The following is a 14607-nucleotide window of genomic DNA, read 5'->3' as shown; positions in this document are numbered from 1 at the left end:
TCCTGTACCGATCTGGCCCGGGGCGTGCGCCCCGGGCCCACGAGACTCGTTCCTAGCTTCTGACTTCGCCGTTCACGGCACGCATGACCTTCTTCACGAGACGGTCATGCGCCTTCTCCACCTCATCAGAGGTGAGCGTGTGGTCGGCTGCACGATACGTGAGCGAGAATGCAAGCGACTTCTTGCCTTCGCCGACACGCTGCTTATCGCGGAAGACGTCGAAGAGGCGCACATCTGCAAGGAGCTTGCCGCCGGCAGACTGGATGCGCTGCTCGACGGTCTCTGCCGTGACATCCTCGTCGACGACGATTGCAAGGTCGACAGAGACACCCGGGAGCGTCGGCACCTCCTGATAGGGCAGCTCGCGCTTGGCAAGACGGAGCAGCGCCTCGACAGAGAGCTCGAATGCCACGACATCCTGCTCGACCTCGAAGTTCTGAAGGACCTCAGGATGGATGTTGCCGACCCAGCCGATGAGCTCTCCGCCGTGGGCGTAGATCTCGGCAGCGCAGCCCGGCTGGAGCCACCCATACTCTTCCTGGTCAGCCACCTTGTAGCGGACCTTCGTGATGCGCAGCGCCTTCAGGAGCTCCTGGACGACACCCTTCGCATCGAAGAAGTTGAGCTTCGGATACTTGCGGTTCCACTGGTCATCGTCCCAGGCGCCGGACATGACGCCGCAGACGAAGCGGGGCTCATCCGGCTGGGACTTGTGCTCATGGCCGAAGAATACACGGCCGATTTCATAGAGCGCGATGTTCTTCTCGCCGTGGCTGATGTTGTACTCGACCGAGCGCAGAAGGCCCGGCAGCATGGAGCGGCGCATCTGGCTCTGGTCTGCGACGAGCGGATTGATGATCTGGACCGGGATGCCGCGGCCTTTCTCGCTCATATGCAGGCGCTCGAGATCGCGGGCATCGGCGAAGTTGTAGGTCTGGGTCTCGGAGAGGCCAAGAGCCCTGAGCGTGGCGCCGATCTTGCGGATGCGCTGCTGGTCGACCGTAAGGCCGCCTGCATGGTTCCTGGCAGCAGGAAGCGTCGCTTCGACCTCATCCTCGCCCCAGAGGCGCAGGATCTCCTCGATGAGGTCGACCTCGCGGGTGAGATCGGGACGGTTCGTCGGCGCGACGACGTCGAAGCCATCTTCTGCCGGCGTAACCGCGCAGCCAAGGCGGCGCAGGCGCTGTGCCATGAAATCAGGCTCGATATCGGCACCGGAGAGGGCGCAGACACGCTGGGTCCTGAGATGGATATGCGCAGGCTCCACAGGTGCTGGATAATTGTCGACCTTGCCTGTGCAGACCTCGGCCCCGCAGCACTCCTCGAAGAGGGCCGCTGCGATGTCTGCGATGCGCGAGCAGGCGGCAGCATCGACCTGACGCTCGAAGCGGATCGAGGCCTCGCTCATAAGGTCGAGATTGCGGCTCGTGCGGGAGATGTGGCCCTTGTCGAAGCAGGCGCTCTCGAGCAGGACATCCGTCGTGTTCTCGTCGATCTCTGAGTTGAGGCCGCCCATCACGCCAGCGAGTGCGACCGGCGTCTTTCCATCGTCGGTAATCACGATCATGTCGGACGTGAGGTCGCGGTCGGTGTGGTCGAGCGTCGTGACCTTCTCGCCGTCCTCTGCAGCACGGATCACGATGTGGCGCTTGCCGTCACGGACGCCAAGCTTGTTGAGATCGAAGGCATGGAGCGGCTGGCCGGTGAGATACATCACATAGTTCGTGACATCGACGACGTTGTTGATCGTACGGGAGCCTGCCGCCTCGACACGGCGGACAAGCCACTCAGGCGAGGGGCCGATCTTCACGTTCTTCACGACACGGGCGACATAGCGCTGGCAGAGTGCAGAATCTGCGATCGTGACATCGACGAGGTCCTCGGCGCGCGTCGCAATCTCAGACTTGATCTGGGGCTCCGTGATATGGGTGTCCTCATCGAAGATGGCAGACGTCTCGACTGCCATGCCCTCCATGGACAGGCAGTCCGGACGGTTCGGCGTGATCTCGCAGTCGACGACCGTATCCGAGATGCCATAGTAGTCTGTGAAGTCCACGCCGACCGGCGCATCCTCAGGCAGGATCATGATGCCCGAGTGGTCGGAGCCAAGGCCAAGCTCGCGCTCGGAGCAGTTCATGCCATACGACTCGACGCCGCGGAGCTTCGACTTCTTGATCTTCACATCGCCCGGCAGGTGTGCTCCGATCATTGCGACGACGATATGGTCGCCTGCATTGAAGTTCTGGGCGCCGCAGACGATCTGCAGCGGCTCGGGCTTGCCGTCCTTATCCACGTTCTTCATGCCCACATCGACCGTCGTGAGCCACATATGGTCGGAATCGGGATGCGGGACCTTCGTCAGGACCTTGCCGGTCACGACGTGCTCGAGGTCTGCACCTACCTTCTCCACAGCCTCCACCTCGGTGCCGGTGTGGATGTATTCCTTCACGAGGTCCTTCGGATCCTCGGGGACATCGACCATGTCCTTCAGCCACTCATAGGAAACGCGCATCGTATCTGCCTTTCTGTTGCGCGGAAACTGTCCAAAGAAGAGGATCCCTTAGAACTGGGACAGGAACCTCTTGTCGCCGGTCATCAGCATGCGGAGATCGGGGAGGTCGTAGCGCAGCGCTGCCACGCGCTCGACGCCGATGCCGAAGGCAAAGCCGGTGTACTTCTCCGGGTCGATGCCGCAGTAGCGGAAGACGTTCGGATCCACCATGCCGCAGCCCAGAATCTCGAGCCAGCCCGTGCCCTTGCAGAAACGGCAGCCCTTGCCGCCGCAGACGCCGCAGGACACATCGACTTCGCAGCTCGGCTCCGTGAACGGGAAGAAGTGCGGACGATAGCGGGTAGCGCGGTCCTTTCCGAAGATCTCGCGCGTGAAGTAGTCGAGCGTGCCCTTGAGGTCGCCGAACGTGATGCCCTCATCGACGACGAGACCCTCGACCTGCGTGAACTGGGGCAGATGGTTTGCATCGGCCGTATCGGGACGGAAGACCGTGCCTGGGCAGATCATATAGATCGGGGGCTTCCTGTTCTCCATCACATGGACCTGAACGCCCGAGGTCTGGGTGCGAAGGAGCACGTCGGACTCGCCGAGCACATGCTGCTCCTTGCCTTCAGGAGCGTTGTCGACGACGTAGAACGTGTCCTTGGAAGAACGTGAAGGATGGTCTTCAGGCGCATTGAGTGCCGTGAAGTTGTAGTAGGTCGTCTCGACGAACGGGCCGTCCTCGACGGTATAGCCCATGCCGCAGAAGATGTCCTCGATCTCCTCGCGGATCTGCGAGATCAGATGCTCGGTGCCAAGCGGCTTCACGCGGCCTGGCAGCGTGACATCGGTCGACTCGGCTGCAAAGCGGGACTGCAGGACTTCCTTCGTGATCTCGACCTTGCGCTTCTCGATGGCAGCCACGACCTGCGCACGCACGTCGTTTGCCATCTTGCCCATGATCGGGCGCTCCTCAGGATCGAGCTTGCCCATCTGGTGCATGACCTGGGTCAGGCTGCCCTTCCTGCCGAGAATCTGGACGCGCAGCTCCTCCAGCGCTTCAGGCGTGAGCGCCTTGGCAACGCCTTCGCGCACCTGATCCTGAATCGATGTGAGGTCATCGTTCATTGACATACCGATTTGCCCCTTCCATAGAAAAAGCCGTCCTCGAGCATACTTGCTCAAGGACGGCCTCATGACCGCGGTACCACCTTGATTGACACTGCACGCTTTGTGCGTCGCGAGCGCCCACTCGTTGAGCTCCGTTCCGTGGAGCAGACGGCTTCCCTACTGGCAGATGCGTTCAGGTTGCAGCTGGTGGAGTGAACTTCGTCCGCCAGCCTTCGCGAGGACCTCTCAGCCTAGGGTCCCTTCTCTGTCCTCCAGCTACGCGGCAGACGAACCTCTCCGTCATTGCCTGTGGGCAAGCTTAGCACAGGCATCGCGACTTGTATCCGGATATATGAACATTTCCCCTCTGTTCACATCTGCCGCTGCATCCAGAAGAGGAATCACTGCACCACGTACTGATAGGTATCGCCCATAGGAACGAATCGCACAGGGACAGCATCGGTGCCGAGTGCCACTGGCAGCCATCCCGCCATGCACTCCATGCCTGGCTCCTCAAGATTGAAATGGCCGACAGTGATGGCGCACCTGCCCCTGCCCAGAAGCGAGCTGTCGCGGAGGTATTCGCTGACCGTGAAGTCGCAGAACTCCATCGTCACGAGGGCATCGATGCCTTCTCGCTCGATTGTGGCAATCTCTTCCGTATCTGCTTCAGGATTGCCCATCACATGCATGGGAATCTGGATACGGGAGATCGGGGCATCCGCATCTCCTATGATGCGCGTGCCATTGAGCCTGAGCGCATGGGCCAGGGACTCCGCAAGATCTGGGCCCGAGGTCTCAGGAATCAGATAGTCCATGCAGGCAGAGACGTTTCCGACACGAAGGTCCAGCCATCCCATCTTCTGCGCAAAGCCGAAGAAGATGCCATCTGCGTATCTTCCATCATCGATGGGCACGCCGGAGTGGATGTAGTCATGACAGCGCCAGACGACACCCCCCACGTATCGAGGAGCTCCCTCTTTGCCGCAAAGACCTTATTGCCGGAAAGCACCTCCTGCCTGTCCCCATGATTCCAGAAGAGCGCCTCGTGGCAGATGATGAGATTGGCGCCAGAAGCCTTGGCTGTACGAATCACATCAGCGGTGGCCCAGAGGCAGCAGACGATGCCTGTGCACTCCTCTTCGAGGTGCTCTCTCCCATACGTCACCTTGTCGCGTGTCGTCGCATCGTCGATGGGTGCACCTGTCCAGGCATCGATACCCTGGCAGAACTTCTTCACGTACCCGACAGCATCGGCAATCTTCATCTCAGGCCCCTACGCCGTGAAAGGCCACACACCCTCGGCAAGCTTCTCTATCGCCTCGGCGACAGCGTCATCTGCACAGGCACCGATATGCCACTTCGCAGCAGCCGCCGCATTGGAAGTCGCATCCGAGACGGCAACAGAGTTCTCGACGACGTCGAACATTGCTAGATCGTTGTCTGCGTCGCCGAAGACGACGACCTCATCCGTCGTGCAGCCAAGCGCCTCGCAGAGCACTTGTATGCCCCGTCCCTTGTTCCAGCCAGCAGGCATCGCATTGAGATATCCCGGAAACGCCAGATCGAAATCGAGCCCTTCTGCCTCTGCATTCAGCGCATCGACAAGCTCCTGCGTCTCGGGGCGCGTGATGCCGCACTGGAACACGTTCACCTTGGTGATTGCACCCTCAGGAAGCGTGTCTCGCATCTCCGCCGTCTCCGCATATGTCGGGAAAGACTGGGCAAGATCTTCACGTGTTCCACGCACGATATACGTCTTGCTGTCTTGGAAGCAGAGCAGGCCGCATCCAGGATGCCTGCCAAGCACATCGAGAAGGTTCAGAAGTGCCTCATGGCTGAAATACTCATGATGGATGCAGGTGCCTTCGAGATAGACCTCGAGGCCGTTCGTGGCGACCGCCGTGGCGACACACATCTCGTCTCCTGCAAACATCGGCGGCACCCAGCTTCTCGCCCTGCCTGAGGAGGGGCCTATCGGGATGCCCGCTGCAAGTGCCTTGCCAAACGCCTCATGCGTCCTTGGGCTGACGGTCTTTGCTCCCTTCGGCAGGATCGTGCTGTCCATATCGGAAAGGATGAGGCGGCACTCATGCACGCTTCCATCCGCTGCAATCTCTTTCACGTGGCCTTCTCCCTGTCTGTGTCTCAGATATAGCCAAGATGTGCGAGCGCGTGGGCGACACCGTCGTGGTGCACATCGTCTGTTACATAGCTCGCCGCTTCCTTCGCAGCAGGAGACGCGTTGCCCATAGCGACAGCAATGTCAGCTGCTCTGAGAAGCGGGATATCGTTCTCCGAGTCTCCGAAGGCAAGCGTGCGGCCGACCGTGCCGCCCTCTTCTTCCAGCGCACGCACAAGCTCATGCGCTGCCACATCCTTGCCGACACCGGGACACACAAGCTCGAAGTAGTCAGGAGCTGACTGATAGCAGGCAAAATGCGTCTGGAAGAAGCTGCTCTCCTTATAGTGCGGAAGGTCGAAATAGCGGAAGGCAAGCTTTCCTACCTCAAGCGAGGGAAGCACGCGCTTCAGGTCCTCCAGGCTTTCGACCTGTGTGGCATGCCATTCGAAGCCGCGCCGCTCTCCTGCAAAGGCCCTGCCTTCCAGCCCGCTGAAAAGGATGCCCATGTGTGCACGATGCGCCTCAGCGAGCGCCTCTTCGAGATCTTGTGCCGGAATGAAATGCGCCGAGACACGCTTTCCGTCGAGCAGTGCAAGCGCCCCGTCGAAGCAGAGCATGCCCCGAAACGGCAGGCCCTGAAGGCATTGAGGGACGCCCTGAGGGGCCCTTCCGGTAGAGAGCAGGGCGACATTGCCGAGCTCGCTGAAGCGCCTGATGGCGTCCTTCGAGGCAGGCGTGGCCTCATTTCCCCAGCCCGTCTTCGGGTCTCGCCATGTCAGCGTGTTGTCGATATCGAAGAATGCCACATCCATCCGCATGCTCCCTTGCTTTCGCATTTCCTCCAAAGTATACCGGGCCAGAACGCTCCGATCCGCGCTCGTCCGAGCCCGGCGAAACACGAGAGAAAAGGCCCAGAAACACGACACAGCGCTTATCTGGCGTCACATTTCGGATGCCTTTCGGTTTTAGATATCCATGTGGGTATGTAATAGGCTAGTCCACGTTGTTTGCGCATCCAGCAGGAAGCAGAGGAAGCGAGGCTCAAGATGACACAGGTGTATTCGGAGATAGGACGTCTCAGAAAGGTGATGCTCCACCGGCCCGGACGCGAGCTCTGCCAGGTGCTTCCTTCGCAGCTTTCGGGCATGCTCTTCGAAGATACGCCGTATCTGGCAGAGGCCCAGAAAGAGCACGATGCCTTTGCCAAGATCCTGACAGACGCCGGTGTCGAGGTCCTCTATCTCACCGACCTCATGAAGTCTGCCTTCGAGTCTCCGAAGGTCCGCTACGAATTCGTCTCCGAGTTCCTCGAAGCCTCCCATATCACAAGCCCTGCCCTCGTGGAGAAGCTCGAGGACCTCTATCTGCGCATGACGGCAGAAGAGCTCGTCGAGACCGTGCTCTGCGGCATAAGGAGCGACGATGCGCGCCTCCAGGATGTGACGTCATTCGGAAACCTCGGTGCCCGCGAGGCCGTCTTTGCCGTCTGCCCGCTCCCTAACATCTACTTCATGCGTGACAACTCGATCTCGCTCGGCCATGATGTCATCTACTCCCATATGGAGAAGCGCGTCCGCAAGCGCGAGGCGATCGTGCTGCGCTATGTGCGCCAGCATGCAGATAAGTTCCAGGATGCGCACGAGGAAGACCTCTATGACCTTTCCTTCCCGCAGCGCATCGAAGGCGGCGACGTGCTCGTCCTTTCCGACCATTCTGTCATCATCGGCTGCTCGGAGCGCACGAGCCCGGTTGCGATCGAATACATCGCTCACAGCCTCTTCGAGCGCGGCTACACGGAAGTCTATGCCTTCGATATCGGCATGCATCGCGCGTCCATGCACCTCGATATCTCGCTCTCGATGGTCGATGTGGATACGTTCCTCTACAACCCCCTGATCGACGGCACGACCGACATCTACCGCCTCTTCCCGGCACCCACAGGCGTCGGCTATGACTATGTCGGCAAGGACTGGCACAGAGCGCTTGCCCAGGCGACCGGGAACCCCGATGTGCGCCTCATCCCCTGCGGCGGAGACGATCCGGTCGATACGGAATGGGAGCTCTGGAACCTCGGCGCCAATGTCCTCGCTATAGCTCCTGGCGAGGTCGTGGGCTATGAGCGGACACCGATCACGCTCGATCTCCTCGACAAGGCAGGCATCGCAGTCCACACATTCCCCTCAGGCGAGCTCTCGCGCGGACGTGGCGGCACGCACTGCATGAGCATGCCGCTCGTACGCGACCTCCTCTAGCTCACATTCCGTCAAAGAAGAAGGCGGCTGCAGCCCTGAGACTGCAGCCGCCTTCCGCATATCCCGGGCGTGCCTCACTCTTCTTCTGCAGAGAGGGCGCAGAGCGCAGCTCCATACATGCCGGCCTGGTTGCCGAGGTCTGCCGGCACGATCTTCGTGTTCCTGCAGATCGGCAGGCAGTGGGCCTGGAAGCGCTCGGTGAGCTCGTCCTTGAAGACATCGAACGAGCCGACGACGCCACCGCCGATAACGAAAGCCTCGGGATCGACCGCGCACGACAGCTGTGCCATGGCGCGAGCAAGATACTCGAGCATCTGGGAGATGGCAGTGCGTGCGCACTCGTCCCCTGCTGCCATGGCCTTGAAGACAGAGTAGGAATCGGAGCGGCCCGAGAGCGCGCAGGGCTCCTTGCCCGCCTTCTCGCAGGCCTCCTTGTAGAGCGTCACGATGCCGGAGGCGCTTGCATACTGCTCGAGGCAGCCATGGCGGCCGCAGCCGCAGGTGCGCGTCTCCTCGTAGTTCATCGTCAGGTGTCCAAGCTCGCCGCCAGCGCCATTCGCTCCTGCCACGAGCTGGCCATTGAGGACGACGCCTCCGCCGACGCCCGTGCCGAGCGTGATCATGATGAAGTTCTTGACGCCCTTGGCGCCGCCCATCCACATCTCGCCGAGCGCTGCGGCATTCGCATCGTTCACGAAGGCAAGGCGTGCCTGGAAGAACGTCTCCTTCAAGGCATTCTTGAGTCCGTCAGGATCGAGCTTGATGTTCGGAAGGAAGCCGACATTGCCATTCGCATCGACAGGACCAGGGATATCGAGACCGACCGCCTCCACGTCGGTGATCGCACCATCGACCGAGGATACGAGGTTCGTGAGGCCATCTGTCACCTCGGCGAAGGCCTGAGGTGTCGTGAGGTCCGAGGTCGGAATCGTGCGGACTGCCTTGAGCTGGCCTTCAAGCGTGAAGATGCCTGCCTTGATTGATGTGCCGCCAACATCAATGCCCAATACATACTTCATCGGATATTCCTTCCGTAAGCGTTTCCGGGACTCCAAGTATGGCGCAAGGAAGAGTCCCTTGAGACGAGATATCCAGCAATGGTGCATCCTGCGACACGATTGGCACCAAGCGCGCATGTATGGCCATCCATCTGCCATTGCTGAGCGTATCCCGTTCTGCCCCTTAAGCTGAGGCACGTCTCAGGCTACACTGGAAGCTATTCATAGGAACATGCGCGCAGACGCGCGAGAGGAGCTCGAATATGGCTGATACGAACGAAAGCGGCAAGACCGAGGCCCAGGTGAGCGAGCCTGCGCAGAAAGCTGACACGCAGGCAGCACCCGCTCCAGCAGGTGTCCCTGCTGCTTCCCCTGCCGCCGTCATGAACCCGAAGGCAGATCTCGCTGCCCTGAACTCGCTCGAGATGCATCTCTATGCCCACAGGTATGCCGAGACGATGATGGGCTGCTTCGGCCCCTCGATCGACCCCAAGAAGGCCGTGCATGACCGCGGCGAGGCACAGGCCATCCTCGACGAGGAGGACCAGGAGCTTCTGTGCGCAAAGAACACCGGCGAGCTTCTCGACCGTCTCCAGAGGAGCTCGGCGCTCCTCGACCGCACGCAGCGCGCACAGGTGCGCGTGCTCAGACGCGAGCGTGCCCGTCTCGAGAATGTCCCGGCAGCAGACCAGGCAGCATTCACGCGCTTGCTCGCCGAGTCCGGCGCCGTCTGGCATGCCGCAAAGGCTGCAAACGATTGGGCAAGCTTCGAGCCCTATCTTGACCGTGTCGTCAATGCCATGCGCCATCTTGCCAGCTGCCAGGACCCGCACAGGAACCCGTACGATGTGTGGCTCGACTACTTCGAGCAGGGCACGAGCCGCGCATTCTATGACCACTTCTTCCGCGAGGTGAAGAAGTGCGTCGTGCCGCTCCTCCAGGAGATCTCCCAGCGTCCGCAGCTCTCCCGCAGGGTCGTCGAGGGCCGCTTCGAGGCAGAGCGCCAGTGGGCCCTGGCACGCGACCTCATGGACCTCGAAGGACTCGATCCGGATGTGATGGTGCTCACGAAGACCGAGCATCCCTACTCTGATGGCATCACGACGAACTATGCGATGATTGCAGCGCACGTCTATGAGGACGATGTGCTCTCGAACCTCTACACGATGCTCCATGAGGGAGGACACGCCCTCTACGAGACCGGCGTCGACCCCGCCCTCAACTACACGTCGCTCAAGGGCGGCACGTCCATGGGCATGCATGAGGGGCAGTCGCGCTTCTTCGAGAACTATGTCGGTCGTGCCGAAGCCTTCGCGCCGTCTCTCCTTGCGCTTCTGCGCAAGCACTTCCCGGGCCAGTTCTCCCGTGTGAGCGCCCGCCAGTTCTACATGGCCGCAAACCGCGTCGAGCCGGGCCTCATCCGTACCGAGGCAGACGAGCTCACCTACCCCCTTCACATCATCATCCGCTACGAGATCGAGCAGCTCCTGATGGAGGGCGACATCACGGCACAGCAGGTGCCGATGCTCTGGGCCGACCGCTACAAGAAGTATCTTGGCGTCCGCGTTTCTGACTACACGCACGGTGCGCTCCAGGATACGCACTGGGCAGACGGCCTCATCGGCTACTTCCCGACCTATGCGCTGGGTGGCGCCTATGGCGCACAGTTCCGCCACCAGATGATGGCAGAAGGCATGGACTTCGACGGCGTCCTTGCGACCGGCGATCTCGAGCCGATCCGTGCCTGGCTCAAGAAGCATGTCTGGCAGTGGGGCCGCACGTTCGACCCGGCAGAGATTGTCGTCAATGCCTGCGGCGAGCCCTTCAATGTGGCCTACTACACGGACTACCTCGTGCAGAAGTTCACGCGCCTCTACGGGATCGAGATGTAGCGTGCGCGCGCTCATCCAGCTCATAGACACGGCAGAGGTCACGGTCGAAGGAAAGCTTGTCGGTTCCTCCGGCCCCGGCCTCTGCATATTCCTGGGTGTCGTGCCCGAAGACACGGAAGTTGCCGCCGCGCGCCTCTGGAAGAAGATCCTGCGCCTGCGCATCTTTCCCGATGCTGCCGGAAAGACGAATCTCTCCCTTCAGGACACGGGCGGCTCTGTCCTCATCGTGAGCCAGTTCACGCTCTGTGCCGACTGCTCACACGGCAACAGGCCCTCCTTCACGGGAGCTGCCAAGCCAGAGCCGGCCAAGAGGCTCTATGAGGCGTTCCTCGAAGATGCAAGGGCAGACCTCGGAGAAAGCCGCGTGGGACACGGCGAGTTCGGCGCGATGATGGATGTCTCGCTTGTGAACAAGGGTCCCTTCACAATCTGGCTCGATACCGAAACGCTCTGATGAAATCGGCCTCCCCGCCCACAGGGCAGGGAGGCCGCTTCTTTCTCGTCTGAAATCAGCTCTTACGAGCCTATGGCACGGCGGAGATCGTCTGCAACCTCGCGGGTGCGCCTCGAAGGCACGGGCAGGCTCGTTCCCTCGTCGAGCATCACATAGCCCGGACGCATGCCTTCCACATGGTCCACGTTCACGGCAAAGCCACGGTGGATACGTACGAACTTGCCATCGAGACGCGTGAGCAGATGCGTGATGCCCTCGCTCATGCGGAAGGTGCCTGTCACTGCATGGACAAGCGTCGACTGGCGGGAAGCCTCGATATAGACGATATCGGAGAGGCTCAGGAAGTGCGAGATGCCGTCTGCATCACGCAGCACGATCGATTCCCTGAGCGCGTGGGCCACTGCCCCTCCATGCTCCTCCGTCACGGCGACCGAGAAATGGGCATGGCAGATCTTGAGCTCGCCCTTGAGCTCCTGCCAGATGAGCGTAAGGCGGCAGGGAATCATGCCTTCGCGGGTGATGGCAGCAAAGCGGCTTACGGTCACACAGGCATCTTCATCGAGCGCACAGGCATGCACATCGCGCTTGCCGACGCCCCTGAGCTCATACGCTTCTGCAAGCTCTTCGAGCTCCTGGAGGAAATCATGCCGGTCGAGCAGCCAATCCCCTTCCAAGGGGCCTACAGCCTGGAGCGTTTCAGCAAAGAGCGGCTCGAGCTTCTGCGCCGCGTGGTCAGGGAGCCGGTCCACAAGGCTCTCCGCCATGCGGAGTGCATCTTCCTGAAGCTGCTTCCTCATGCAGGAGATCGCCTCCATCCTGACCCGATCAGGCATGGAACCCGCAAGCTCCAGACATGAATCGTTTCGTTTCTTACGTATGTGCGTAATGAGTTTAACGTGCCTAGCAGCGAAAAAGTCGAAGAGGTCACGAAAGACCGGCAACGCTGAACAGAAAGCTCAGCATTGCCGGTCTTTGCTGCTGCATCCCTCCCAAACGTGAAAGACAGAAAGCTGCTATGCCCTTCCAAGCGCGCGGATTGCCTCTTCCACCTCTCTGCGCACCTGCACAGAGCGACGCTCCGGCATGGGAATAGCCGTCCCTTCATCGAGGATGATCTGGCGCGTATGGATCTCCCGCACATGGGCGACATTGATCAAGAAGCCGCGGTGGACACGCAGGAAGTTCGGCGGCAGCTCGGCTGCGACCTTGCCCAGGACCTTTGCCAGGCGGAAGATGCCCTCCGCCGTATGCACCATCGTGTACTGCCGCTCTGCCTCGAGATAGATGACAGCATCTGCATCGAGGAAGTGGGCGACACCCGAGGAATCGCGCATGACAAGAGGATGGGAATCAGGATGGAGACGGACGGAGACCGTGCTGGTACCACCCACCTGCCCCTCTCCATGCATCGTCTTCTGCCCATGGCTCTGCCACGTCGGCGTCGAGATATGGAGATGCACAAGCTGGAGCCTGTCGTCCTCGACGGTCCAGAACAGCGTGACACGGAAGCGGTGGAAGGCCACCTCATGTGGCCCTGTCGGATACGACGCAAGCACGTGTCCTGTCACAAGCATCCCGTGCGGGCTCTGCACGCGCACCTGGAAATACTCCTCGGAGACCTTCTTGGCCTCGATGCCGTCCTTCGGCATATGGTCCATATAGGCATCAAGCGACTGGGGGACAAGGCAGTACTCGTCCGCGCTCGGTCCGATATAGGTGAAGCCCTCATGCAGATAGGGACGACAGGACTCTGGATCCTGTCTCCACAAGGCGCGGACAATCTCTTCGGATGTTCGCAGTGCTTTCTCCGAGAGCGTACCCTTCATGGCAACCACCTTTTTTGGCGTGTCCTGCAAGAAGCGCCGCATCGTTATCTGTCTGTACAGATATACCAATTATTGAACCTTGTATTGCAGATTCTTAACGAACGATGGGTTATTGCGAACAAATACATGTCTAACCAGATGAAAGCGATATCGGAGCAGGATAATATGCCGCCTGCGGCGGAAAACCTGCCATCCGCACAGCCCGGGCCTCCAGCACCTGAGTACCGGAAAGTGCGCACTTCGGCTTTGCCCTGCCATCCAGCAGGAGCACTTCCCGAAAGCAATGTTCCCTTGGCCGAAACCCAGCACGCCAGGTACCGCACTTTCCCGCCATCGGGTATGCTTCCCTGCAAAGAGGCTACGAACATCCTCTTTCTGCCACCAGCAAGAGGAGCCGGAGATGAAGAAGCGGAAGATAAAGTTCGCAGAGACAGCTGATGTCTATCTCCTGGCAGGCCATCTTGCGCTCATCGCATTGGCAGCGGACGCATCTGTCTGGGCAGACCCCGCCCTCATCATCTTCGTCCTTCTCTTCTCCTGCTGCATGCTCATCTCCTGGCACAAGGCTTCCTGCCGCATCTTTGACAGGACATACACCCGTGCCAAAGCCCTGCGCCTCGCCTGTCTTGCGCCAGCAGCAGCGCTTCTGGCGGTATGCGCGCATCTTCTTCTCGGCTTCTGGCCACTAGCGGCCTTTGCCCTCGCTTGCGCTTCAGCCTGCCTCGCCTATCTCTGCACCCTCAATCTCGCACCTGCGAAGAAAGCTATCCGATAAGAAGCTTCTCCCTCAGTCGGATTCTCATGCGCAGACCGATTCTCCTCATGTTTTGCTTGCGTCCAAAGACCGGAGGCTCCCATGCGAAAGGCATTCATGGTGGCAGCTGCCGCATTGGCTGCCTTGGCTATCGCCGAAATCGCTCTCATAGCGAGCTTTTCCCACGCTGAAGGCGTATCGAACTATGTCCCGCCTCTCGCGACTGTTGCCGGAACCGTCGAAGATATCAGAACCGTCTCCGATGCGTCCGATGCCGATGGCAGCATCGCTTATATCGAAATCAGAGTCGCAGATGCGGACGCAGCCGGTGCAGCGGCAGTCCAGGCAGAAAAGGACGGCTCCTCCCTGCCAGAGGCAGGCGATACCCTGACGCTCATCCGGAACGGCCACTCCGAGAGGACATATGGCCCAGAGCCCAAGATTGGCGATGAGGTGGAAGCCAAGATCTGGTACGACAAGGAAGATGCCGTGATAGATGGCGAGCACCGTGCAGCCTACGACATCTGCTCCATCGAGACCTATAGCTGGCTTATCGAATCTGGCCAGAGGTCCCGCTATCCTGAAGTCAGATGAACGAATCCCAGAAGCATGGAGCCTCATGACCCGGCTGCCAGCTCACACGCTCATTTCGGCGGCAAGAAGAAAGGAGAGCATCCCGTGGATGCTCTCCTTCCTGTAGCG

14 protein-coding genes are annotated in these 14607 nt (G+C 60.3%); 5 read left to right on the top strand and 9 right to left on the bottom strand.

Going from position 1 to position 14607, the window contains the following annotated elements; all coding sequences use genetic code 11:
• Window positions 1-52 precede the first annotated feature (52 nt).
• The 6 genes from pheT to VXJ24_RS06895 form a co-directional block, all read right to left on the bottom strand.
• A complete protein-coding gene (gene pheT, locus VXJ24_RS06920) occupies window positions 53-2512 on the bottom strand; it encodes a phenylalanine--tRNA ligase subunit beta (RefSeq protein ID WP_330972198.1) in 2460 nt (819 codons plus the stop codon).
• A 48-nt stretch (window positions 2513-2560) separates the two neighbouring features.
• Window positions 2561-3628: a phenylalanine--tRNA ligase subunit alpha gene (pheS, locus tag VXJ24_RS06915; protein ID WP_330972197.1), complete on the bottom strand. Its 1068-nt coding sequence runs from the start codon at window positions 3626-3628 to the stop codon at window positions 2561-2563.
• A 377-nt stretch (window positions 3629-4005) separates the two neighbouring features.
• Window positions 4006-4422 carry a Nif3-like dinuclear metal center hexameric protein gene (locus VXJ24_RS06910; protein WP_330972196.1) on the bottom strand — a complete coding sequence of 139 codons (417 nt, stop codon included), beginning with the start codon at window positions 4420-4422 and terminating at the stop codon, window positions 4006-4008.
• Window positions 4410-4871 (bottom strand): Nif3-like dinuclear metal center hexameric protein, encoded by a 462-nt coding sequence (locus VXJ24_RS06905; protein ID WP_330972195.1) that lies wholly within the window; start codon window positions 4869-4871, stop codon window positions 4410-4412. Before VXJ24_RS06905 ends, VXJ24_RS06910 begins: the two co-directional genes overlap by 13 nt.
• A 9-nt stretch (window positions 4872-4880) precedes the next feature.
• Window positions 4881-5729: an HAD family hydrolase gene (locus VXJ24_RS06900; protein WP_330972194.1), complete on the bottom strand. Its 849-nt coding sequence runs from the start codon at window positions 5727-5729 to the stop codon at window positions 4881-4883.
• 23 nt (window positions 5730-5752) lie between these two features.
• Window positions 5753-6541, bottom strand: coding sequence for an HAD family hydrolase (locus tag VXJ24_RS06895; RefSeq protein WP_330972193.1), 789 nt, complete (start codon window positions 6539-6541; stop codon window positions 5753-5755).
• Window positions 6542-6775: 234 nt separating this feature from the next.
• Here VXJ24_RS06895 and VXJ24_RS06890 point away from each other — a divergent pair, with 234 nt between their 5' ends.
• Complete coding sequence (locus tag VXJ24_RS06890; RefSeq protein WP_330972192.1) at window positions 6776-7981, top strand: arginine deiminase; 1206 nt, start codon at window positions 6776-6778, stop codon at window positions 7979-7981.
• A 74-nt stretch (window positions 7982-8055) separates the two neighbouring features.
• Here the strand turns inward: VXJ24_RS06890 and VXJ24_RS06885 are convergent, their stop codons facing one another.
• Entirely contained in the window at window positions 8056-9000 is a 945-nt protein-coding gene (locus VXJ24_RS06885; RefSeq protein ID WP_330972191.1) for an ROK family protein, read from the bottom strand.
• 242 nt (window positions 9001-9242) lie between these two features.
• On the opposite strand from VXJ24_RS06885, the gene VXJ24_RS06880 reads away from it, so the two are divergent.
• Together VXJ24_RS06880 and dtd are read left to right on the top strand one after the other, a co-directional pair.
• Complete coding sequence (locus VXJ24_RS06880) at window positions 9243-10871, top strand: carboxypeptidase M32 (RefSeq protein WP_330972190.1); 1629 nt, start codon at window positions 9243-9245, stop codon at window positions 10869-10871.
• A gap of 1 nt (window position 10872) precedes the next feature.
• Window positions 10873-11325 (top strand): D-aminoacyl-tRNA deacylase, encoded by a 453-nt coding sequence (gene dtd, locus VXJ24_RS06875; protein WP_330972189.1) that lies wholly within the window; start codon window positions 10873-10875, stop codon window positions 11323-11325.
• Between the two features lie 62 nt (window positions 11326-11387).
• On the opposite strand, the gene VXJ24_RS06870 is transcribed toward dtd, so the two are convergent.
• Window positions 11388-12122, bottom strand: coding sequence for a LytR/AlgR family response regulator transcription factor (locus tag VXJ24_RS06870; protein ID WP_330972188.1), 735 nt, complete (start codon window positions 12120-12122; stop codon window positions 11388-11390).
• Between the two features lie 216 nt (window positions 12123-12338).
• Complete coding sequence (locus VXJ24_RS06865; protein ID WP_330972187.1) at window positions 12339-13151, bottom strand: LytTR family transcriptional regulator DNA-binding domain-containing protein; 813 nt, start codon at window positions 13149-13151, stop codon at window positions 12339-12341.
• A gap of 400 nt (window positions 13152-13551) precedes the next feature.
• Here VXJ24_RS06865 and VXJ24_RS06860 point away from each other — a divergent pair, with 400 nt between their 5' ends.
• Complete coding sequence (locus VXJ24_RS06860) at window positions 13552-13926, top strand: hypothetical protein (RefSeq protein ID WP_330972186.1); 375 nt, start codon at window positions 13552-13554, stop codon at window positions 13924-13926.
• A gap of 81 nt (window positions 13927-14007) precedes the next feature.
• Window positions 14008-14499 (top strand): hypothetical protein, encoded by a 492-nt coding sequence (locus tag VXJ24_RS06855; protein ID WP_330972185.1) that lies wholly within the window; start codon window positions 14008-14010, stop codon window positions 14497-14499.
• Window positions 14500-14607 lie beyond the last annotated feature (108 nt).

Source organism: Olsenella kribbiana (assembly GCF_036408795.1).
In the GTDB taxonomy this organism is placed as follows: Bacteria; Actinomycetota; Coriobacteriia; order Coriobacteriales; family Atopobiaceae; genus Olsenella_L; species Olsenella_L kribbiana.
The sequence above is the reverse complement of the archived record's forward strand: the minus strand, read 5'-3'. Positions and strand labels throughout refer to the sequence as shown.